A 22,248-nucleotide genomic window follows, 5' to 3' on the forward strand; every position below is an offset into this window, starting at 1 on the left:
CATTACATTTCAAGTGATCACTCGAACTGACCGTACTACTTCTATTTGATCAATTCCTTTCACAACCATTCTACAACAATAATTTCTTGCATCCAGGGTAACTTTATGGTATGAAAACCCCACGGCAATTTTTCTAAGGTGATATCATGCGTTTCTCTTTGTACCTGCAATAACCAATGCCCATCTCGGGTGCGTAAAGAGCCTGGTCGACACAGATAGGAAGCTCTGAATCCTTCTGGGGAAAGGTTTTTCCATTTTGGACCTCTTTCTATCACAGCGGTTAACAAATCATCTGCGATTGCTATTTCTTCTTCTGATAATTCGATGGGAGACACAACCTCATCTACTTCCAAACCACATAATAGTTTATTTAATGGCAGAGCGCCTTCAAACCATTCCTGGTCTTCACCTTCACATAGATATTGTAACGCATAAACAGCCATATGTTTAGCCGTTTCATCTATAAAAGTCTTATTGGCTATGAGTTGTAAATTTTCGAAAAAACGTACTAAAAACGGCCAAAACAACACCAATCCCGCATTTTGTATGGATATAAAATCTGTATCTTCAAAATCTAATGAAAACTGGTCTGTAACCATTGATTGAGGTTGTGCTTTTATTCTTTCTAATTCCTTTTGTAGCCCTTGTAAGCTAGTTGCTAAAGGCTTCAGTAAACTATTGGTATCTATTTTTTGTAATGTTTGCTCCTGAATACTATGCAAGTCTTGAAGCATTTGTATAGATTGCTTCAATACCTGAGCAGGTAACTGGTCAAAAAAAGGATTTGTGACTACAGTAGATAACTGTTTAAAAAATGCTTTCCATATAGGATTTTTGGGAAACATCTGCTTACAAGAAGCTACTAAAGACTTGATCTCATAGACATACTGAATGTGACGCTGTATTTTGTTTTCTTTATGATCAATTCCTAAGTCTAAAAGTAGATGGTGCGTGCATTCTCTTTCGAATAGGCGATCGGTACTGGCAATATGATGTTTTAGAAAAGCAGTTTTCCAAAAGCTACGTTGTATCTTCTTATCTTCAATAGTATATTTTTTCTGAATTTTACTCTGAATACTGTCTTTGAATTTTAGAATATCCCTAGATGAAAGCTCCGATATCAGTTGAAAAGATGCCAGCAATTGGCGTTCGGCACTTGCATACACAAATCGTTCTAAGTGTTTGGTGTTCCATTGTAATTCCTTTAGTAATCTAATAAAAGTGGTATTAGGTTTTTGTAAAAGTTGGCCCAATTGCTCTTGAAAATCGGTTTTGTTTCCTTGCTTTGCCCACCATGGTAATACGCCTGTTTTTAGATAATAAACTACTGCTCTAAGTGGTGTTTCTTCTTCAGTATTGTTATTTTTTTGTCTTTTTGAAACCTCTTCAGTTTGTTTATACTCAACAAGTTCTTCTTGTAACTTTTTAGTAAAAACCGTTTCAAAATTTTCTAAAGATACTTTTCCTAAATCTAATGTTAGCTGTTCAATCTGGAGCGGTAAACTGGCTTCATTTACTTGACAAAACACACGATCCATCACAGTAGTTAATTGATTTCGACATAACACACTCAACTGCTGTTGCACCGCAAAAGCATCTGCTGTTGGGGACAGGTGAATTTCTAAAATTTGCTTATTGATGATATGTTTTTGCTGTGCCATGGTACGTTTATTTATCCATTGTGAATTTCGGTAAGAAAACGCTGATATGCATGATCAAATCGTTTCATTTCGGCTTGATCTAACCACTGGATATTTGTTCTGATATGAGCAGGCGTTTCTTCGCGTATAGTGAGCGCCACAAATTTTTTAAAATCGGTATCTTGATATCTTTCTACCCAAGAAGGAAGCATAAAAGCTACTTGTAAAGAGTAGGGATCCTCTGGAGCTGTAGTCGACATCCATCTACCTCCTACCTCTTCCTCTACAAAAGGTATTGGGATATCAAAACCTTCTGGTGTTATTGATACTACCGTATGTACTCCATAGTAATTTTCAGTTTGGGTGATTTCTATAGTATCTCCAACCTGTAGCTTGTGCATACCAACATTACAAAACACATGATTAGCCCCCTTACTTGATGCGGCGAATTCTCTTATCCCTGCCGACTGCAGGTAATATCGTATATCGGGGGTTCGTTGACATACCCCTCCCGCTTCCGATTCTTGAAAAGCAGCTTTAATCTCAAAAAAATCTTCACCTGTAGCCAATATGGTATAGGTGCCGCTAAATTGTTCATTGCCTGTAATCTGTATTTCTTCTCCTGATTGTAATGCATGGTTTCCTACAATACAGCGCGTAAATTCATCGGTAATTGCATTCTCAAATCGTTGAATCTGAAAAGGAGTATAGGATGTTGTAAAAGGATAGGGATAGGATTTTCTGGGTCGAAGTAAAATATGTTCTACCATATGTAATCCTGAAGTTTCCCCCTTCCCCAGGTTTCTGCGACTATAATCCTCGATCCCTACCTTTAATGCAATTCTTTTTTCTAATCCTGAGATATTCCGGGTATTCCAGCTATTGCTATTGATATCATAAGCCTTAGCCTTGCAAGCACTTACTGTTGGGTATTCTTTCAGAAATAGGGTTTTGTCCTTGATTAGTTTTTTATCTGAAGTATCCTGATCATTGGTAGCATCTTTTAATACCATCCCATAGGAAGTAAATTTCTCTGCAAATCGAGCTAACAGATGATTGAGGAATTTATTCTTTCGTAACAATCCCTTAGCGGTATCGGCGGTCATTTCTTGTAAATAAGAAATATAACTTTCTGTATTTCCCAGTACTTCAGACATTCCTGGAACACAATCCAATAAATTTTGATTAAAATAGGTATGCGTATCTTCACCATCAAAACTCATCAACTTTTTAAAGTTTGCCAACTGGGAAAAGTAATTGGCAAGTACTTGCTCAAAAAACAATAAATATCCGCTTAGCTGTTTTGCTTGTGCTTTTCTCTCTGTAGAAGCAGTATCAGGCAATCCTATTTCTCCAATACCATAATTCATAGGAAACTGGTTCTGAATAGGATAATATTGTTCTAATTTTGGTGCTTCAGTTTCTGGTAGGATGATATCTTTTTCCTGCAGTAATACTAATCTGGATCCTTCATCAGCTCTTTTTTGATTATATATCTTTTTGATGCGCTCTGGGTCGATACTTACGGTAAGTCCTTTGGATGTAAATGACAATTGTGCCAATGTACCATCTATATCCAATATAGGTGTTTTGGAAGGGTCTAGTGGCAATATCCAATTTTTTACGGTATTGGTTCCCGTAGCAAGGGCAAGTTTATCTATGACCAATATTCCCGGTTGATCCATAATTTCTTTGATTACATCCGAGGTTTGGATCTCCTCTTTACGATAGGCGTGTATCAAATCCCGATCTTCAATAAAACCGTGCTCTAATCTGGGGCCATCAAAAATTTCATCTGTTGTTTTCCCTTTTTCCAATTGATGTTGTAAAGTATAGAAAGGAATTCGTGGTGAAAAATGAGTTCCAACTCGATGCAACATAGTTGCGATCATTTCATTAACATCATCAACGGTATCAGCAATCTCAATTATACCTTGCAAACGAACTCCCTGAGTATCCAGTAGTTTTATTTCCTCAAAATCTTCGCAGATCGAACGGCTGGCATACAATTTCTCTCTTACAGCAGCAATGATTTTACTTCCAGGAATATCAAATAAGCCATCTTTTTCAATAAAAACCCGAAATAATCCTTTAGGAATCATAGTTCCAGGCACATTTGTAGTTTCAGGAACTGCCTTTTCGATCCAAGCATTTTTAACACCTTCTACATCAATTACCATTTTACGAATATCCAATAAGGTTACAGGATTGGTGGTCAATATGGTCGCAGCGCTATATAGATTATCATACGTGCTCCCAGAATTACTTCCTAACAAATCTTGGATATCATATTCCATACGATAGGCCAGATCTGTAATTGCATAGCATACTTGCTCCAGGATAGTAATACCAGGATCATGGATATTATGATCGGTCCAGGTGTCTCCTGCCATTTTTTGAATTAATTTCATCCCCTCTGTTCGAAGGAATTCGTAACTCAAGGCACTGTCTTTTGGTACTTCTTTGGGTATTGTGATTGTATCTGTCATCGTCGTAAAAGGTAATTCGTGTTATTAATTCACCAAAATGGTATGCATGTCTTTCTCTAAGTGTTGAAAAGTTATAATTTCATGATGTATGCTAATACAAAATAAGGTGGCCGGTTTTCGTGGGGTTGATTCCCTCCGGTGGGTTCTATATTTGCTTTCCCATTAACAATCGAAACATTGGTTTTGGTTGTTTTTAATTTACCAGAGTGTCTTAAATCAAATTCATTTTTCTTATCTTTTCCCAGACTACTATCTACACCTTTAGTTGTATTATGACCGGTAAATCTCACTAAGCTGTCAAAACTTCCATTAATGTGATTATGTCCAGGATCTGAAATACTATGTTTATGACCCTTATCTAAATGGGCGTGAGAAGGCATTTCTGCTTTAGTAAGAGTTACTTCTTTTGCTCCTCCTGTATTTCCAATTTGGTACTCTAAGTTATTTTTATCCATTCCTACAATAAATCTACCTGATAAATCAGGAGTGTTATTGGTTCCATCGCACAACACCCATCCTTTTGGAATATCTTGCCCAGACCACATAGAAATTAGCCCTTTTGGCAAACGGGTATCTACATAGGTTTTTACTGCTTTTTGAGTCGCAAGCTTATCATGACTCGTAGCTCCATTATCCAGTTCTTCGTCATCCGAAATATTGGATGCTTTTAGATTTCCTTCTACTTGTAAGGTGCCTTTTACAGCCACCCCTTCTTTTTTAGAAACCTTAAAAATAGTAGTAGGAGTACTTGTGGTATCGGTTATTGATACTAACGGAGATGTATCTTTTCCTTCTACTGCTAATTTGGAGGTAGGTTCTATGGTTCCTATTCCAACATTCCCTTCTCCGGATTTAATAAACAATTTACTTTGACCAGTAACATCTTTTATATTAAACCCAGGTTGATTGCTATTTGGCGCATCAGAATTTACTCTGGGGTTTAGGTTGATGGACCATTGTGGATTATCATCAGCAAAACTTTCGTATAGATCTAATACCTCTTGTGTACCCACTCGCTCTCCTTCTGCTTGTATAGATATTGGATTTCCCTGTACCTTGGCGATGCCATCTTCTGCTTGATTTAACCCAGCTTCTATAAAATCGGCAAATTCTTCTTGTGTAGGTTTATCATTGATTTTAAAATACTCTTTAAGTTCTGTCCTATTTTTTTTATTGATTTCCATGTATTTATTCTTTTAAGATGATAGCTTTTCTACAATAGGTCTGTTGTTACCGGTTTTCTTAGGCCCTTATAGTTTCATGATATATGCCAAGGCAAAATAAGGAGGACGATTTTCGTGAGGTTGATTACCTCCAACAGAATTGGTTGTAAAAGAATGTTTGTGTTTACCGGCTGATTTGGTCTTGGTATTTAATGCGCCATGTGTTTCCCCATCCATTGTAATGGTTTTAAGTCCATTACCACTATCATTTCCTGAAGCAGGATGTGATATATCATGTATGTGATCTCCTGTTTCTGAAGTATTTCCTGAATGATTATGAGCAGGTAATTGATTTTTAGTTAGGGTTACTGCGTCTTTCCCTCCTGTTTTTCCAATTTGATACTCTGGATTATCCTTCTCAAATCCCGCAACAAATTTTCCTGATAGATCTGGAGTACCTTGGCTTCCATCACATAATACCCATCCTACCGGGATACTACTTATATTTCCGGACCACATGACGATCACTCCTTTTGGCATACGCGTATCTACATAGGTTTTTACAGCCATTTGGGTAGGAATTCTTTGATGACTTGCACCTTCTTTATCTAAATCTACACTAGGAGATATGTTCTCTGCCTTTAGGTTTTTTATTGTCATATCCCCTTCGACCGATACTGCTCCTTGAATACGGGTACCACCATCGGCAATAATATCTAGTTTTCTACTAGCAGAATCACTATTAGTTGATTTCCCAAATATTGTAAGCGTGGTTGTTCCTACTTCAATTTTTGCAGAATCCTTATGTTCATTTGTGTTTTTACCTCCAAATAAAATACGGTCCTCGGCAATTTGCATAGCACCGATAGGTTTATCTGATGTTGTATTTCCTTTTACCGTTAAAGGTGCTACAGGTTCTACAGTGCCAATTCCAACAGTACCTTCTCCCGATTTGATAAACAAGCGACTTTGGCCTGTAGCATCTTTGATATTAAATCCAGGTTGATTGCTAGTAGGCTCATTACTATTTACCCTCGGATTCAGATTGACAGACCATTGTGGATTATCATCGGCAAAGTTTTCATAGAGGTCTAATACCTCTTGTGTACCAACCCGCTCTCCTTCTGCTTGTATCGACAAAGGATTTCCCTGTACCTTAGCAATGCTATCTTCAGCCTGGTTCAATCCTGCTTCTATAAAATCCGAAAACTCTTCCTGAGTAGGTTTATCATTAATCTTAAAATATTCTTTGAGTTCCGTTCGGTTTTTCTTATTGATTTCCATAAGGTTCTATTTTTTATCTTCATCAATCACCCCTAGTTCTATGGGCTATGCTGTATTTTGTTTACTATCGTTACAACTCTTTAAAGTGTTTACCGTACGATAAAATCTTTATTAATTTCCATATAATTAATTCCTTCAAAGCTATCCTCTTGGAATACACCTTCATTGACCACGTAAACTTCGTGTATCTGCGCAGCCACCATTATCATATCGGGTTGTAAAGGCGTTACTATGGATTTTCCATTATTAAGACTTCGCACATCGGTAAAGGTTTTTCCATCTTCACTCTGAAATAATTTCAGATTTGCCACATAATCGATATAGGGACGTTCTGCTATAAAATTGATAATCACACTGGCGTGAAGTGATCCCCCAATTTGAATATCACTCTCATCTCCATATGCCCAAGGTGACATGAATCGTTTGATTTCTTCAATAAGTTTTTTCTTATAAAAACCTTCATCGTATCCGTGATGAAATTTTACAATACACTCTGTAGAAACCTGAAGATAAAAAGGATTGGCTACCCTTACCTCTGCATAGGTTGGGGCAAGGTTCTGCAAGTATTCTTTGATCTGAAACAAGGTATCTGCCGCTACTTTGGGTGCAAAGGGATTAAACGGTAACTTTCCTTTGATATCAGGTACTACAATGACATCCACGCCGCCTATTCGATCTGTAGATGGAAGGCACTTTGCTTTATAGACCTCTGGAAACCGATGCAATACCATATGCTCATAATCCCACATCGTTAGTGCTCTGTTTTTGTGCCGCAAGCGTTCACTGATTCTTTTATAAAGTGCGTTTCCTTTTTCGGCCGGTTTTCCTTTGCTCGAGGTAAAAGGTTGTGTAATCTTTGCCACCTCGGGTATCGGATTAAGCACTTCTGTAATTGTATCTACAGGCAAAGGGTTTTCGAAATGAGCCGGCGCAACGGTTTCACTAGCAAGTGTGGCGCTGATCACCTGACTTTTGATATCAATCGTATCGGATACACCTTCTATATTTCTAAAAGCACAGATTTTGATCCAATGCAAATTTGCTGGCATTAGGGTACCTCCTTGGGTAGCATCTTCGGGTATTTTGATTTTTACAATACCTGTGTTAACCAACCCATTGGTCCCGTCTTGGAGAATGGCAGACGGTGTTAATGCCACCCATTCGTTATTACGCAGATAATTCCATTGCAATACGGGTTTTTGTATGTCTGGATCCGCACTACCCTCTGCCATCTGAAATAAAATCGATAAAATTTGTGGTGTACTTAGTTGCGCTATGCCCAGATACAACGAACCCTCATCGTTATATACCGGGATCAAGGAGGTTTCCTTTCCTGGTGTTATATAATCATATCCAAACGGATGTATATGAAACATCTTATTCGTATCTGTGGCAGCCTCTATATCTGCTGTGATAGTCTCGCAAGCGGTATAAGAAACTCCTAGTTTTTTTAGCTTAGGCAGATACGGCGGATTGATTCTAAGATTTTTTATCCCTACATTCTCCGATATTGCTTGCTTAGCAAATAAGGTATTATATGCGCTATGTTGAAAGTTTATTGGGGTTAGCTCTACCCTAAAATAGCGTTCCCATAGCAATACTTCATCTTCATCTGTCTGTATTCCAAAACGCTCTTTGTATTGATAGCCTGGACTCGTTTCCTTTATCCTGGAAGGCATGTGGGTAATCGACATCGTATTTTCTTTGTTGAAAAGTGGAAATCCTACTGTTAACGTGTTCCCTTTTTCATCTTTGGTCTTTGTAGAAAGTAATACCTCTGCATTACGATCATGGAAAAACACATCAGCCCTAAAATCACTATTGTCTTCAATAATGGCTGCATCAAATGCTAACTTTTGTTCAATAAGTTCAGTGAGTTGATCTTCATTCAGTACTGCAAGTTCGTCTTCCGTGAGATCTGCTTGTATCAGCCAATAGTTTTTATAATAGTCCACAAAGGATTTGGGTGGTTTGACCCATTCTAAATTAAAGTGCAAATCTTTTAGGCTCTTCTGAGATATTTCTTCATTCGCGACATAAAAACTGTTTCCTATTTCGGGCTGAAAACCAAAAGGTTCAAATGGCTTTTTAGTATCAATTGTACCTTGATCATTCTGTACAATACTGTGCTGCATTCCCTGTACATCGACATAAATATGAGCTTTCTGTAATGTCAAACCCACCAAATGTTGATAGCTACTATTAATGCCATGTTCTTCTAGAAAATAATTCATGGTACACACTATGGTTGGGTGATCTGATGTTATAAAAGGAGAAGGAAGGGACCCGAAGGAAGTAACAGGTAAATCATTATCCTGAAGTTGTATTTCGATTTTTAGGGCGTTCAGATACACTTGATCCTTGGAGTATTTCTGAGCTTTTTCCATTGGCACATCAGTAAGACCTACTTCTTTAACCTTCACAATTTTAGGATCTTTAAGACTTATGATTTCATAAATTTTTTGAGTGGTATCTACAATAAAACTTCCAACATCTGTGATGTTAAAATTAGTAGCATCTATTATGGTAATGGTTTGATCCTTTATCTCTATATCTAAATTAGTTTCTGATGCAGATCCAACATAATTTCCTAAAGAATATCGAACCGTATCAGGAATAAACCATTGTTCTTCACTGCTTAAATAGGTCTTAAAAGGATCATTTTGATCAAAAACAGATTGTACCTCTTTAATCTCATGGTTTTTAATAGCCAGATCTAGTAATACTTCAACAGTACGTTTTCCGTCTTTGAGTAATAAGGTAGGTGAACTGATCGCAAAACCAATCTCTGAAGGTTTTAAAGAATGATCTGCTATTGCCGATAGCCTGTTACCAAAGGTTTTGAATCTTTTACTTTCGGATGCTGAATCATATTGGCTAAAAAGAAAATCTTTGGCTTTCGAAGTGCTATAAATATCAGATAATTTTTCAATTTCCGGAGAAGGAATGGTAACCAAACGTAACTCTCGTTCTGAAAACTCTAGAATACGGTATATTTTATCATTATCTGCTTCAGAAGCCTCTGAATCCGCTTTGGTTTGCATGATATGGATAAAATCCGGTTTTTTTAACAGTAATTCTACCTCAATATATTCCAATGCTTTTTCTGCGCTGTCGTTTTCTGTGCTTTGCATATCTTCAAACACTTGCTCTAATGAAGCTGTTTCGCCATTGTATAGGGGCAATGCATCTCCAGGATTTGGATTACCATATACCTTTTTTAGCATAGTATCAAATCCCTCACTCGTATCCAATTCGAGCAAATCTTGTTGTCTTTGATGGATAATTTTTCTCTTATACGCCTGATCCAATAACTCATATACAGGTTCCCAATCTGTAGGAATCCCTTCTTGCTCTTTTTGATGTTTTAAAAAGATGTTTTCAAATTGATCTCTTTCTAAAAACAGCGTTTTGTTCACATATTCAATTGCAGCGGTATTTTCATTTTTTACGGCTTCATGTAATTGAAAAATATCCCCAATTTGCTCCTCAGGAAAATCCGGAAGTTTATCTCCAGGATTTGGATGTCCCAAGGCCATTTCTATCATATCTACAAAAGCAGTCTCCCTGGTTTTTCCACGTTCTTGATGTACCTTTTTGATAGTGAGCAGTTCCTTTGAAACGAAAACACTTTTTAGCTGTGTTATCTGAGCTTTACTAATCACGGTATCCTCATTGGTTACATAGTGTAATTCGTTTCCTTCTGCATCTTCTCCAGCTTGTAATCTAGTTCCTTTTTTTACTTCCAGATACTTGGTATCTTCTTCTAATTCCAAAAGTACATTCACCACATCGGGCACGGCTTCTTTTGGATGTAATCCCAAGCATTTTCTATAATAAAAATCCAGATGTTTTTCTGTAAGTCCATTCATTTTGGACTTTACATGATTCAGTAACTTCAGAAAAGTCATAAACAGAACCACGTGAGGTTTAGATAACTTAACTTTCTTTTCGGAATCATTGTAAAACAATTCCGGATTTTCTACATATTTGGCTAATTCTTTTGCCCAATTCTTTTGTTGTATTCTTCTCCCTTCTGGCGAGTTCTTACTAAAAATATTCGGATCATCTATTAGAAATGACTCCCAAGTAGCGGTGGGTCTATTATTTTTATCGAAAAACTGAAGTTCTTTGGCCAAACGCTGTGCTTCAGAAATCATTTCTTCTATACTACGATCCTCTACTGGTATATAATCAGTGCGAATCGCATCTACATACCGATCTTTTTGACTGGTTCCATCTCTAAGTAGTATGGTATCTGAATTTTGAATAGTATTCATCACTTTTTACAGCTTTTATAGGTTTAAGTGGCTTTAATTTTTGCATTCGAAGGCACTAATGTTCCTTGTCCCGGATACATTGGTAAAGGATCAGGAGTATTAGCTGGAGGTGGTTGTTTTGCGGGAGATGTAACTTTAAACTCAGCTATGAACGCATTACCTTTTACAATAATATTTTTATTTCCACTTTTACTTTTTGTTGTTAATTGATTCGGACCTAGTTCTTTTATTGTTAAAGTCCCTTGACCAGGAAGTACAAAAGGAGGTGCAACATAGGAACAGTTTTTAACTTCTACTTTTGATTCATCTCCTGCCACACAAACTTTTTTTCCGTTAATTGTCGTTTTTCCTGACGCAATCATTTTTCCTGGTTGTACACTTACCAAGGCACTTCCAAATACAGGTAAAAAATTAACCTGATCTCCATCCATTAGTATTAGCTCCATTTTGATTTTTTACTTAGTTCACTATATTAATTAGAGGTCAAATGCTATGGCAGAAGCTTCATTGATATAAAATGGATATATCAGATTAAATCGATTGTTTGTAGTTCTTACCACATAATCGATATCGATATGTACTATACCATTTTCGGGATCTATATTGGTAACAGATACGTTATCCGCGACAATCCTTGGTTCATATAATAATAAAGCACGAGATACTGTACTGCTTAGCTCATTGGCAAATCGTTGATCTAATTCTTCGAATAAAAACTGAGTAAGATCACATCCAAAATCAGGATGCATCAAGCGCTCCTTTAACGAAGTAGACAATAAAATCTGGAGACTTTGTTTGATATCTTCTTCTCCCGAAGTGAGTTCGACCTCTGCTCCCCCAACTCCAAAAGCCGGAGGGAATGCCCAACCGTTTCCTAAAAATGTATTGTTCATAATCTATTATATTAAATCCACTTTTTTTCCTTTAATCTTTACCTTTCCTTTTGAATTGATACTAAAATCTCCTGTAGCATCTATTGAAAAATCTTTGGTACTTAACATTTTGATACCATCTTTCCCCATCTCAATGCTGTTTCCATGAGCATCTTTCAGTGTAATTATCTTTTCTTTCTGATTAAGAGTAAGAAGCTGCTCGTTGGTTTGATTAGCATCAGTGGTTGAGAGTGTTACTGTCTCCTTTTCTTCATCAAACAGCAATTGATAATTAGATTTGGTAAAAATTCCTTTATATGTTTTTTTTTCCTTTACTGTATGTGGTACTTTATTACTATGCATAGCTCCCAATACGATTGCCTGCCTTGGATCATCATTTAAAAAACCAACGACTACTCGATCTCCTTTTTCTGGAGGGAAGAAGATTCCATGATCTACTCCTGCATCTAAGGAAGTATACATCGCTAATACCTCTACAGGTTTACCTTCTTGATGAAATGCCGGAATATGAACTTGTAGACGAAATCCATGATCGGCATCTTCTACATGTCCCAAAACGGTTCCTATTTGTAGACCATTAACCCCTGGAAGCAATCCTGCAGCTTGTGTTGCGATAATATCAGATTTCGTGCTAAACCAGTTGGCATCCATCCCGATTTGTATATAGGTATACCACCCAGACCCCATTACAAACCCATGTCGAACTCCAGTGATGATATGCTCTCCATTAAACCGACTCACATTTTCGATTTTTAGAGTCTGCCCCACTTTTATCTTACCATTTCCGTTAATTCTAATCGTTCCTTGTACAAGAGAAAGTCTGGATTTTATGAGCTGGGCATCCGACCAGGATTGCAACTCTTCTGGATCTGTAGGTACCGCATGCACTAGCTTGGCTTCTTTGGCACCAACAGCATCAGACAATTGTGATGTTTTATAATCAATACTATTAAGTACTTGTTCTTTACCTTTCTTTGGTATGCTTAATGCTAATTGATCCTTCTTTGTATCCAAACCAAATGCCTGTACCTTCTCATATTGATGACGACTACTAATTTTTAAATCAAAATGTGCCAGATCTATCCCAAAGGTTAAGGTATGATCTGTGCTACCAATTTGTGGAGTAAAAACAGAGATTTCTCCATTATCGGCTAGTACTAATTGTCCATTAGCTTCTGCCCTAGACACCATAAAATCCCAATCTGAAACATAGTACTGCACCATCTGAGGATGTGTAAAAGAAGTACTTTCAATTTTCTGTGCTTTTAGATCGTTATAAGTACCTATCAGGTCTTTTATAATTTTACTATCTGCATGATTCTGGTACACCTTATTTTTTCGTAAACTGGTCATTTTTATACATGGATCCCAGAGCTCAATAGTAAGTATAGACTGAAACTGAGAGCGTTCAATCTCCTGATTGATCACTACCCCTTCAAAAATCTTTTGCTCATTTGTATTTCTTCCTTCATAACGCATAAAAATTTCGATCAAAGCTCCTGGTATAAAAGCATCGCTTTCTAAGGTTTCAAACTTTTGATTTGCCACACAACCATCAGATAGTTTGAGCTCTGCCATTGGTATTTTGTTGAACTCTTTAGTGGTATCTATCGACATCAATTCATACGATCCTAGTGGAAGGATCTTGCCGTTACTTTTGATCGTATTGGTTACTGCTGTTGATGCCATTGTTTATTTTTCTATTGGTGGAAAGTAAATTTCTTGTCCTGGGATGAGATTCCTAAAATCTGTTAGCCTATTAGCACTTGCTACTAATGGATAATAAAAAGGAGAGCCATAAATCTCCTGGCACATTAAGGGCAATTGATCCCCTGCCTTTACCATTCGATAATGCGTTAAATCTGGAGATTGCAAATCCAATTCTGCTAATTGCTCTTTGGTTGCATTGTCACCAATAAAAGATACATTTAGTTCTGCTCGCAACGGATCGCCACTTCTATTAAATAGTGTATAGTTAATATCTAAACTAGTAAGTCTACAATTAAACTTTAATGTTTCCCCCCAGCTCAATACCAGATGACGAGGTTCGTGGATTTTACCTTTTATTTTTGCAATGTTTGTTAAAAAATCGTCTATCCGTGCCGTAACGTTTTTTTGGGTGCCTCGTAATCGTCTAAATGCTATCTCTGCTCCATATTGATCAACATGGGTTCCATCAAAAACTAGTTTCATACTAACTGTGGATGACCCACTATACATAAACTTAGTACTACTTTTATTTTGCGGGTTGCTAGCATCATTAGTGAACTTATTCACAAAACTTCGTCGTACAGATTCAGGATTAAACATCACTTCGAACTCGTTCTTTCCATCTGTTCTTTCTTCATTGTCAAAAGAGAAGATTTTGAGCTTTTGAAGCTTAAAAGATTTTATTTCCTTTTTATTGAAATTTGACATTTACCTTAGATTTTTGTTTTTCAACACCTTTAACACCTGGTTTACACATTCTTGTACCATTTTGTTTTTATCCAATGCGTCGCCTTCTGAATTGCTTATCACATTCGGTTCTTGGTCATCGGATATAACTGCCCGAATCACAATCTCTCTAATCTCTACAGCCATTTTACATTCTTAGAATTTGGAAATTGGAATATGCCAATTCCATGGTATCAATTATTACCGAATTTGATTGCGCATCCAGATCGGATACCGACCATTTTACCGGATACGCTTTTTTAAAGATCCATCCCCCAATTGGGATTCCATTTTCCTTAAATACAGTTACTAATACATTGGATGGTGAAAATGTAAACGAGTTAAAGGCTGCTTTAAATTCTAGATGTAACGGTGAAGGAATTGGACTTGCTACAAATCCTCGTTCTAAAACCAAATTGTTATAATTCGTCATTTTTGGCACACGATGCATATGTAGGTTTTCTCCACCTTCGTTAATGGTTTCTAATTGTACTTCGGTACTGATACCACTTACTCTTTGAAACCTAAGATCTATCGGATTAGGAATTATTCCTCCTGCCAGAAAGAACACTCCAAATCTGTGCGACAAGGTCGGTTCTCTATCGGCAAAATTTATGGCTTTTAAAACGTCTAACATCTTTTGATATTCTTAATTATGTTTAATTTTCAAATCATGAGCAACCAAACTCAAACTTTCTATAGCCACCTCACTAGAATTGGCTGTAAAAGATGGTGCATCTAGTTTTAAAGGCACTGCTCTGATTACTTCCCAAGTTACTACTGGCATACCAGCTTCATCACATAGTTCTATCCTAATATCCTTTACTTCTCCAGACTTTATCCATTGGTACAGATGATCGCGTTGCTTTGCGACCCCTCTTTTTAAGTTTACATTGATCGGTTTTCGTTGGCCACGGATTAAATAATTACCCGTGAACCAACTGAACCCATGCTTGTACACCACATGATCGTAATCTAGCTCTAAACCTGAAACCTCAGAAAAAGACATTATTTCACTACCATTAACCACTACTTGATAGTTATATACTGGTAAAGGATAGTTATTTACAATATGTTGTTTATCGACTGCCACACTAAAAGTTTTATTACTTTAATTTTGCTTTTTGTACGCAACATTTTTTAGGCTTCTTCCATAGTTACTCTAGAGGCCATCAAATCCATTGATTCTATAGCCACGTCATTAGAGCTAGCATCAAAAGAAGGTGCTGTCAATTTAGTTGGAAAAGCATCTATTACCTTCCAGCTAACTACCGTACTACCCGTCTCGTCCAAAAGATGAACTACAATATCCCTTTTGTCTACCTGATTCAATTGTATATCATTGATCCAATCATAAAAAACAGGAATACTCTTTCCTTTTACCAGTCCTTTTTTCATAGATATATTTACGGGTTGAATCTGCCCAGGCATGTACATGATATCAGGTCCAACTTTCCCTCCAGTGGCAAAACTTTCTTTATACGTTGTAGTTTCAAAGGATAATTCTAAACCGGATACCTCTGAGAAACTTATAGATTCTCCATTAATGTCTACCCTATAGTTGTAGGTTACCAAGGGATAATTTGTTTTTATTTGTTCTTTAGTTAAAGCCATTGTTTTTACTTTTTACTTATTCATTAAATTTTTTCTATGCTACTTATGATTCCTGTAGTTTATGAGAGAATTTTAGCACAATGAATTCTGCAGGGCGTACTGCGGCTAGTCCTATTTCTACAATCATCTTGCCCTCGAGAATATCTTGTTGTGTCATAGTTTTACCCAGTCCGATATTTACAAAATATGCTTGTTCTTCTGTAGCTCCTGCTAATCCACCTTGTTGCCAAACTCCATATAAAAAACTTTCAATCATTGCTTTAACCTTAAGCCAGGTCACTGCATCATTTGACTCGAAAACTGCGAATTGAGATGCTTTTTTGGTAGATTCTTCTATCATATTGAATAACCTTCGCACTGGTACATAACGCCATTCGTTATCATTTCCGGCAAGGGTACGAGCGCCCCAAACCATGGTTCCTTTTCCAACAAAACTTCGTATGGCATTGATGGATTTTCCACTGGTAGCGTCTACATTAAGTTTTTCCTGATCTTTTGAAGTAATTTTCGAGATAGGACCAATGACAGCATTTAAGCTTACATTTGCCGGAGCCTTCCATACACCTCTTTCTCTATCTGTGGTAGCATATGCACCTGCTACTGCAGCACTAGGTGGTAAAATGATACGTTGTTTTGATATTTCACTGATGATTCTACTGTATAACTCAGAGCGAGATTCTTTGAAAGTAGATAAACTAACAGATGCATTATCACCACCAGTAGTAATAAGATCACTGGTTCCTGTAGAAGATTCTACGATAGTAGCTCCATTTAACAAAATAATATCAAAATCACCTTTGTTTGTAGTTGCATTCCACTCATCTATAATTTCACTGGCAGGGGTTCCATCTCCAACGTTAATGGTTAATGTAGTATCAGAAACACTCAAAGAAGGAACATTACCCGATCCTTTATTAATCTTAACCTTAGGTGTGTCCTGAGCAGATCCATTATACACAACTCTAATAGCTCCAGCGATTTCTAGTTGCAGAGTTTCATTAGCCGAGGAACCTGATACTTCAACAAGGTCTTCTTGATAACGATAGGTAAGCGATGTTTGCAGATATGGCGTATAGGCTGCACCATATTTTAGATTATTGGTTCCTATTCCATTTCTAAAAGAAGTTCCTTCTTCATCATCTTTTTGAATATCAAAAATGCAAAATCTATCCTTCAATTCTTGGCATTGTGCTAATGCACTTTGGCACACCTCATGATAATCTACGGCGTCTAACCTAATAGCCTCACCTAGCATAATCAAAGTAGGTTCATCTTCTTTGCTCAATGCTTCAAGTCCTGCCAAGAATGATGTTTTACTATAATCATCTTGATAACTTCCTACAGAAATTACATAGCAATCACCACCTCCGTTTTTAAAGTATAAATCTATGGCGTGATACAAGGTATGTAGAGGAGTTGTGACTTCAATATCTCCTATTACATCATCTTCAGTAATACTTACTTTAAAAGATGCAGGTTGCGCGCCTCCAAAGGCCTCTTTGAATTCTAATAGCGTAGATACTCTAACGGCTGTATTTCTAATATTTTTTCCGTTTTTTACAGCTTTTTCTGTATATCCAATAAAAGCTGGTACTGCAGTAGAAACTTCTGCTACAGACTGTGGTAAAAGAGGTACTTCCTCAGTGTACACATCTGGTGTTAAAAATCTAGACATATTTTAATAGTTTTAATATTTATAATGGGCATTTCTAAAAACCAATATGATTCTCCTGATACGCCTTTTTCTTATTTAATTTTAATTATTTGAATACCTTGTTGTTGTTCTTGGGGATTTGACAAATGATTGATGAGTACATCTCCATTTTGAATTAGTTTGATATTTTTTAAGGGTTTACTGCTGTAGGGGATTGCCTCTTTGGACTCAAAGGCTCTGATATGACTATTCGGAAAATTTAATTGTAGGGAAGTTATGATCTGATCTGATGTATTTTGATCAATATTGATTTCATTAAAATGGATTTGTTCATTTCTGGATTCTAATTTTACATCAGAATCTTGAGACTCAGAAACGAAATAATACTTCCATTTTATAGATTTTACCTTGAATATTGCCTTAAATCTGGCTGATTCACCAATAATATCTGTATCGATCTTATTTCCGGCAATGACAATATTTGCTATTGAGGGGAATCCTTGAAAAACACCTTTTTGCTCTATCTGGGTACTCATTAATTCTGAATTACCTACTGGTTGTCCCAAATTTGTAAAAGAAATCATGTTTTTCTTTTTTATGGCAGAAAAATCCGTGATTTCCTGGATACGTTCTGATGTTGGATAGATGTAAAAAGTAAATACATCATTTTCTCCTAAAACAGGGAAGACATTACTCTCTTGATCAATAGGCGCTAAGACCTTTATTTTACCAACATCTATTCTTAGGATACAGCCCAGGTTATTTAAGCGCTTCTTAGTTTCATTATCAGGGACCAGTACTAAATCCTTGGGTAAACCTGAAAAATAAGGATGTATAATTTCTATATGAAAGAATTCATGATATTTCATCTTTCTGCTTATGTTTTTAATTCAATATGTTACTTACTTATTAGAGTAATCTATTCATCTTAAGAACCTTAATCTTATTTTTGTCCTGTGTTGAGTGCTATACTTGATAATGGTTCTCCTACAAATTCTATACTTTGCTCATCAATGAACGAAAGCAGACGTACTCTATACAATACAGAGGGCAAGTAGGAAGTGTTTAACGAATGCCATACTTGATTCTGTTCTTCTAAAGGGATTGAAATTAGTTCTACCACTAATTTCTCTATATTCTCATCGGATAATTGTGGGGAATTAAGTGGGTTAAAAATCCTATTTACCTGAAAGAATTTAATGACATGAGATAAAAATTTAAGTGCTTGATCATACTTGCTGAATTTGGATACAAAAAGAATCAAAAGCTCTATTCGTATTTCAGGATTGGTCTGTGTACGGATTCCATTTTTCACGATACCCGAGTATTGATCTGGATTTCTAAATTTCCTGTCTTCTGAAATGTTGATTAAAAATGGAGTTATTTTATCGTTGGTAAAAGAAACCGGATCATTACCAGTAGTACTAATAAATTCTATAATATTTGACTCTGTAGTACCTACTACGTTTTTAAAATATTCATTGAGTTTATCTTTTAAAACATCTAATACAACATTTACCATAACACACCCCGGATTATTATTTTTTATTATGCCAAAGGTAGTTTGAGATAATGCCTTACTTATAGAAGAAGTCCGTCAAATCTATATAGATTTCCGACTGAGGAATGGTATAAAATCGACGGAGTATAATATTTCCGACATTCGGATTTTATGTATACAAAATGCTTTGTAATAGAGAAATAAAGTTGGTAAATAGTTCGATCAAAATGGGAATCTTAAAATCTGCTATCAGATATACCAAAAAAGGATGAGTAAAATGTACAAAATAAAAAAAGGTCCTATAATGATATAGAACCTTTTAAGTACTGAAGGCGGGACTTGAACCCGCACGGCCTTACAGGCCATTGGATTTTAAGTCCAACGTGTCTACCAATTCCACCACTTCAGCATGGACTTTATATAATCTCAGAGCGAAAGACGGGATTTGAACCCGCGACCCTCACCTTGGCAAGGTGATGCTCTACCCCTGAGCTACTTTCGCAGTAATTTAATGATCGTTGCAATTCGTTATTGCGGATGCAAATTTAATACAATTCTAGTAATACCAAAGTCTTTTTTAGAAAAAGAATAAAAAAAATTATGCAGGCGAAGCTTTCTTCCTGGTTAACATACGTTTAATCTCATTTAGCTTCATTAAGGCTTCTACAGGCGTAAGTGTATCAATATCAATATCCAGAATTTCTTCTTTGATTTCTTCTAGTAAAGGATCGTCCAAATTAAAGAAGCTTAATTGCAACTCATCCTCTTCCTGCATTCCTTTTATTTTGTCTGTAAGTTCTTCGCTACTATGCGATTTCTCAAGCTTTTTTAGCATTTTATTGGCTCTATGCAATACTTGTTGGGGCATTCCCGCCATCTTGGCAACGTGAATTCCAAAACTATGTTCACTACCGCCAGGGACAAGTTTACGCAGAAAAAGCACATTATCTTTTAACTCCTTTACTGATACATTATAATTTTTGATACGTCCAAAAGTTTCGCACATCTCATTTAATTCATGGTAATGTGTTGCAAACAATGTTTTGGGTTTTGCAGGATGTTCGTGTAAATATTCACTAATGGCCCAGGCAATAGAAATTCCATCATAGGTACTGGTACCTCGTCCAATCTCATCGAGCAATACCAAACTACGATCAGAAATGTTATTAAGAATACTTGCTGTTTCATTCATTTCTACCATAAACGTAGATTCACCCATTGAGATATTATCACTGGCTCCTACTCTGGTAAAAATTTTATCAACAACTCCTATTTTTGCTTCTTCAGCAGGGACAAAACATCCCATCTGCGCCAATAATACAATTAATGCAGTTTGCCTCAATATGGCCGATTTACCACTCATATTGGGCCCGGTAATCATAATAATCTGTTGCTGCTCTCTATCTAATAATACATCATTGGCAATATATTGTTCACCTGGGGGTAATTGTTTTTCGATTACTGGATGACGACCATTCTTTATTTCCAAATCAAAAGATTCATCAATAAAAGGTCGTACATACTGGTTTTCTTGAGCTAATTGAGCAAAAGAACATAGACAATCCAACTGACCGATTAGCATAGCATTAAGCTGTACTGGTTTTATATACTCATTCATCCAAATCACTAAATCATTGAACAGTTGTTGCTCTAGTGCTAGTATCTTTTCTTCGGCCCCTAATATTTTAGCTTCATATTCTTTAAGCTCTTCCGTAATATAGCGCTCGGCACTTACCAAGGTTTGTTTCCTGATCCATGTATCCGGTACTTTATCTTTGTGCGTATTCCTAACTTCGATATAATATCCAAATACATTATTTGAGGCAATTTTTAAAGAAGTAATCCCAGTAGCTTCAGTTTCGCGCTCAAGCATTTTGTCGAGATAATCTTTTCCAGAAAAAGCAATAGATCGTAACTCATCCAGCTCCTCTAGATATCCATTAGCAATGGTATTCCCCTTGAGTACATTTACCGGAGCTTCCTCATTAAGGGTTTCTTTAATTTTGTTACGCAGTAATTCGCAATCATTTAATGTATCACCAATTACTTTTAAAGCTTCATTTTTACTATTAGAAGCTTGTGCTTTTATAGGTACAATAGCCTCTAGTGAATTTTTGAGCTGAATGACCTCTCGAGGATTCACTTTTCCTGTAGCTACTTTGGAGATCAATCGTTCAATATCTCCAATTTGTTTTATTTGATGTTGAATTTTTTGATGCAATTCTGGATTATCTATAAAAAACTGCACAACTTCATGACGCTTCTGTATTGCAGCAATATTCTTGAGCGGAAGCGCCAACCAACGTTTCAGTATCCTACCGCCCATAGGGGAAATAGTTTTGTCTACTACATCCAAAAGGGTTACCGCATTTGCCGCATTAGGACGATATAATTCCAGATTACGCATAGTAAAACGATCCATCCAGATATACTGGTCTTCGGCAATGCGTTGAATCGAGGTGATGTGCTGTAATTTATGATGCTGGGTTTCGCTGAGGTAATGTAAAATTACACCTGCTGCAATAACACCTTCTTGTAAATGATCAATTCCAAATCCTTTTAAAGATGCTGTACCAAAATGTTTATTTAAAGTTTCATTGGCATAGTCATTTTGAAAAACCCAATCTTCTAGAAAAAACGAATGATAATCTTCTCCAAAATCTTTATAAAAAGATTGCTTTTTGGGTTTGGTCACTAACACTTCACTAGGGCTAAAGTTTTGCATTAGCTTATCCATATGTGCTATGTCACCTTGTGCTGTTAAAAACTCTCCGGTTGACACATCCAAAAAGGCAATTCCAATCTCTTTTTTACCATAATGCAGTGCGCACAAAAAGTTATTCGTTTTGCTTTGCAACACCTCATCATTCAACGCGACCCCAGGTGTTACAAGCTCGGTCACTCCTCGCTTCACAATAGTTTTGGTTTGTTTGGGATCTTCTAGTTGGTCGCAAATAGCAACACGCTCACCCGCTTTAACCAATTTTGGCAAATAGGTATTCAACGAATGATGCGGAAATCCAGCAAGTGCCGTTTCCTGCTCACTACCGTTTCCTCTTTTTGTTAAAACGATATTTAGAATTGCGGCTGTTTTAATCGCATCCTCACCAAAAGTTTCGTAAAAATCTCCTACCCTAAATAATAACAAAGCATCCGGGTACTTAGCTTTTATAGCGTTGTATTGCTTCATTAATGGGGTCACCTTCTTGCCGTTCTTTCCTGCCATTCAGCCTGTAATTTTATCAATCATGCTAAAGTAGCTATTCTCTTATTTTTTTTGAAATATCACCCTTA

General features: G+C 36.5%; 17 protein-coding genes and 2 tRNA genes. All 19 read right to left on the reverse strand.

The window, feature by feature from the left end:
• Positions 1-59: 59 nt before the first annotated feature.
• The 19 genes from U6A24_RS01160 to mutS all read right to left on the reverse strand — a co-directional run bounded on the left by U6A24_RS01160 (position 60) and on the right by mutS (position 22,180).
• Positions 60-1,661 carry a contractile injection system tape measure protein gene (locus tag U6A24_RS01160; protein WP_324178099.1) on the reverse strand — a complete coding sequence of 534 codons (1,602 nt, stop codon included), beginning with the start codon at positions 1,659-1,661 and terminating at the stop codon, positions 60-62.
• A gap of 11 nt (positions 1,662-1,672) precedes the next feature.
• The gene (locus U6A24_RS01165; protein ID WP_324178100.1) at positions 1,673-4,129 is read right to left on the reverse strand and encodes a hypothetical protein; all 2,457 of its coding nucleotides are present in this window, start codon (positions 4,127-4,129) and stop codon (positions 1,673-1,675) included.
• Between the two features lie 71 nt (positions 4,130-4,200).
• Positions 4,201-5,313, reverse strand: coding sequence for a hypothetical protein (locus tag U6A24_RS01170; protein ID WP_324178101.1), 1,113 nt, complete (start codon positions 5,311-5,313; stop codon positions 4,201-4,203).
• A 66-nt stretch (positions 5,314-5,379) separates the two neighbouring features.
• Positions 5,380-6,576: a phage baseplate protein gene (locus U6A24_RS01175; RefSeq protein ID WP_324178102.1), complete on the reverse strand. Its 1,197-nt coding sequence runs from the start codon at positions 6,574-6,576 to the stop codon at positions 5,380-5,382.
• A gap of 89 nt (positions 6,577-6,665) precedes the next feature.
• Positions 6,666-10,856, reverse strand: a complete 4,191-nt coding sequence (locus U6A24_RS01180; protein ID WP_324178103.1) for a baseplate J/gp47 family protein — start codon at positions 10,854-10,856, stop codon at positions 6,666-6,668.
• Positions 10,857-10,879: 23 nt separating this feature from the next.
• The gene (locus U6A24_RS01185) at positions 10,880-11,302 is read right to left on the reverse strand and encodes a hypothetical protein (RefSeq protein ID WP_324178104.1); all 423 of its coding nucleotides are present in this window, start codon (positions 11,300-11,302) and stop codon (positions 10,880-10,882) included.
• 30 nt (positions 11,303-11,332) lie between these two features.
• Positions 11,333-11,749, reverse strand: coding sequence for a GPW/gp25 family protein (locus U6A24_RS01190; protein WP_324178105.1), 417 nt, complete (start codon positions 11,747-11,749; stop codon positions 11,333-11,335).
• Between the two features lie 6 nt (positions 11,750-11,755).
• Positions 11,756-13,438 carry a type VI secretion system tip protein VgrG gene (vgrG, locus tag U6A24_RS01195; RefSeq protein WP_324178106.1) on the reverse strand — a complete coding sequence of 561 codons (1,683 nt, stop codon included), beginning with the start codon at positions 13,436-13,438 and terminating at the stop codon, positions 11,756-11,758.
• A 3-nt stretch (positions 13,439-13,441) separates the two neighbouring features.
• Positions 13,442-14,167, reverse strand: a complete 726-nt coding sequence (locus U6A24_RS01200; RefSeq protein WP_324178107.1) for a CIS tube protein — start codon at positions 14,165-14,167, stop codon at positions 13,442-13,444.
• Positions 14,168-14,332, reverse strand: coding sequence for a DUF5908 family protein (locus tag U6A24_RS01205; RefSeq protein ID WP_324178108.1), 165 nt, complete (start codon positions 14,330-14,332; stop codon positions 14,168-14,170). It lies immediately after the preceding gene.
• A 1-nt stretch (position 14,333) separates the two neighbouring features.
• Positions 14,334-14,822, reverse strand: a complete 489-nt coding sequence (locus U6A24_RS01210) for a phage tail protein (protein ID WP_324178109.1) — start codon at positions 14,820-14,822, stop codon at positions 14,334-14,336.
• A 12-nt stretch (positions 14,823-14,834) separates the two neighbouring features.
• Positions 14,835-15,278, reverse strand: a complete 444-nt coding sequence (locus tag U6A24_RS01215) for a phage tail protein (protein ID WP_324178110.1) — start codon at positions 15,276-15,278, stop codon at positions 14,835-14,837.
• A 47-nt stretch (positions 15,279-15,325) separates the two neighbouring features.
• On the reverse strand, positions 15,326-15,799 hold the full coding sequence (locus tag U6A24_RS01220) for a phage tail protein (RefSeq protein WP_324178111.1): 474 nt from the start codon (positions 15,797-15,799) through the stop codon (positions 15,326-15,328).
• A 43-nt stretch (positions 15,800-15,842) separates the two neighbouring features.
• A complete protein-coding gene (locus U6A24_RS01225) occupies positions 15,843-17,474 on the reverse strand; it encodes a phage tail sheath family protein (RefSeq protein WP_324178112.1) in 1,632 nt (543 codons plus the stop codon).
• Between the two features lie 71 nt (positions 17,475-17,545).
• Positions 17,546-18,322, reverse strand: a complete 777-nt coding sequence (locus U6A24_RS01230; protein ID WP_324178113.1) for a hypothetical protein — start codon at positions 18,320-18,322, stop codon at positions 17,546-17,548.
• A gap of 74 nt (positions 18,323-18,396) precedes the next feature.
• Positions 18,397-18,975: a DUF4255 domain-containing protein gene (locus tag U6A24_RS01235; protein ID WP_324178114.1), complete on the reverse strand. Its 579-nt coding sequence runs from the start codon at positions 18,973-18,975 to the stop codon at positions 18,397-18,399.
• Positions 18,976-19,278: 303 nt separating this feature from the next.
• Positions 19,279-19,363, reverse strand: a tRNA-Leu gene (locus U6A24_RS01240).
• Between the two features lie 21 nt (positions 19,364-19,384).
• Positions 19,385-19,456: transfer RNA gene (locus U6A24_RS01245), tRNA-Gly, on the reverse strand.
• A gap of 96 nt (positions 19,457-19,552) precedes the next feature.
• Entirely contained in the window at positions 19,553-22,180 is a 2,628-nt protein-coding gene (gene mutS / locus U6A24_RS01250; RefSeq protein ID WP_324178115.1) for a DNA mismatch repair protein MutS, read from the reverse strand.
• Positions 22,181-22,248: the final 68 nt, after the last annotated feature.

The organism is Aquimarina gracilis (assembly GCF_035285365.1).
Lineage (GTDB): Bacteria > Bacteroidota > Bacteroidia > Flavobacteriales > Flavobacteriaceae > Aquimarina > Aquimarina gracilis.

Bases quoted from the DNA above. Each gene is read 5' to 3' on its own strand.
- U6A24_RS01160 (WP_324178099.1), bottom strand. From the start codon at position 1,661: ATGGCACAGCAAAAACATATCATCAATAAGCAAATTTTAGAAATTCAC.
- U6A24_RS01165 (WP_324178100.1), bottom strand. From the start codon at position 4,129: ATGACAGATACAATCACAATACCCAAAGAAGTACCAAAAGACAGTGCC.
- U6A24_RS01170 (WP_324178101.1), bottom strand. From the start codon at position 5,313: ATGGAAATCAATAAAAAAAATAGGACAGAACTTAAAGAGTATTTTAAA.
- U6A24_RS01175 (WP_324178102.1), bottom strand. From the start codon at position 6,576: ATGGAAATCAATAAGAAAAACCGAACGGAACTCAAAGAATATTTTAAG.
- U6A24_RS01180 (WP_324178103.1), bottom strand. From the start codon at position 10,856: ATGAATACTATTCAAAATTCAGATACCATACTACTTAGAGATGGAACC.
- U6A24_RS01185 (WP_324178104.1), bottom strand. From the start codon at position 11,302: ATGGAGCTAATACTAATGGATGGAGATCAGGTTAATTTTTTACCTGTA.
- U6A24_RS01190 (WP_324178105.1), bottom strand. From the start codon at position 11,749: ATGAACAATACATTTTTAGGAAACGGTTGGGCATTCCCTCCGGCTTTT.
- vgrG (WP_324178106.1), bottom strand. From the start codon at position 13,438: ATGGCATCAACAGCAGTAACCAATACGATCAAAAGTAACGGCAAGATC.
- U6A24_RS01200 (WP_324178107.1), bottom strand. From the start codon at position 14,167: ATGTCAAATTTCAATAAAAAGGAAATAAAATCTTTTAAGCTTCAAAAG.
- U6A24_RS01205 (WP_324178108.1), bottom strand. From the start codon at position 14,332: ATGGCTGTAGAGATTAGAGAGATTGTGATTCGGGCAGTTATATCCGAT.
- U6A24_RS01210 (WP_324178109.1), bottom strand. From the start codon at position 14,822: ATGTTAGACGTTTTAAAAGCCATAAATTTTGCCGATAGAGAACCGACC.
- U6A24_RS01220 (WP_324178111.1), bottom strand. From the start codon at position 15,799: ATGGCTTTAACTAAAGAACAAATAAAAACAAATTATCCCTTGGTAACC.
- U6A24_RS01225 (WP_324178112.1), bottom strand. From the start codon at position 17,474: ATGTCTAGATTTTTAACACCAGATGTGTACACTGAGGAAGTACCTCTT.
- U6A24_RS01230 (WP_324178113.1), bottom strand. From the start codon at position 18,322: ATGAAATATCATGAATTCTTTCATATAGAAATTATACATCCTTATTTT.
- U6A24_RS01235 (WP_324178114.1), bottom strand. From the start codon at position 18,975: ATGGTAAATGTTGTATTAGATGTTTTAAAAGATAAACTCAATGAATAT.
- mutS (WP_324178115.1), bottom strand. From the start codon at position 22,180: ATGGCAGGAAAGAACGGCAAGAAGGTGACCCCATTAATGAAGCAATAC.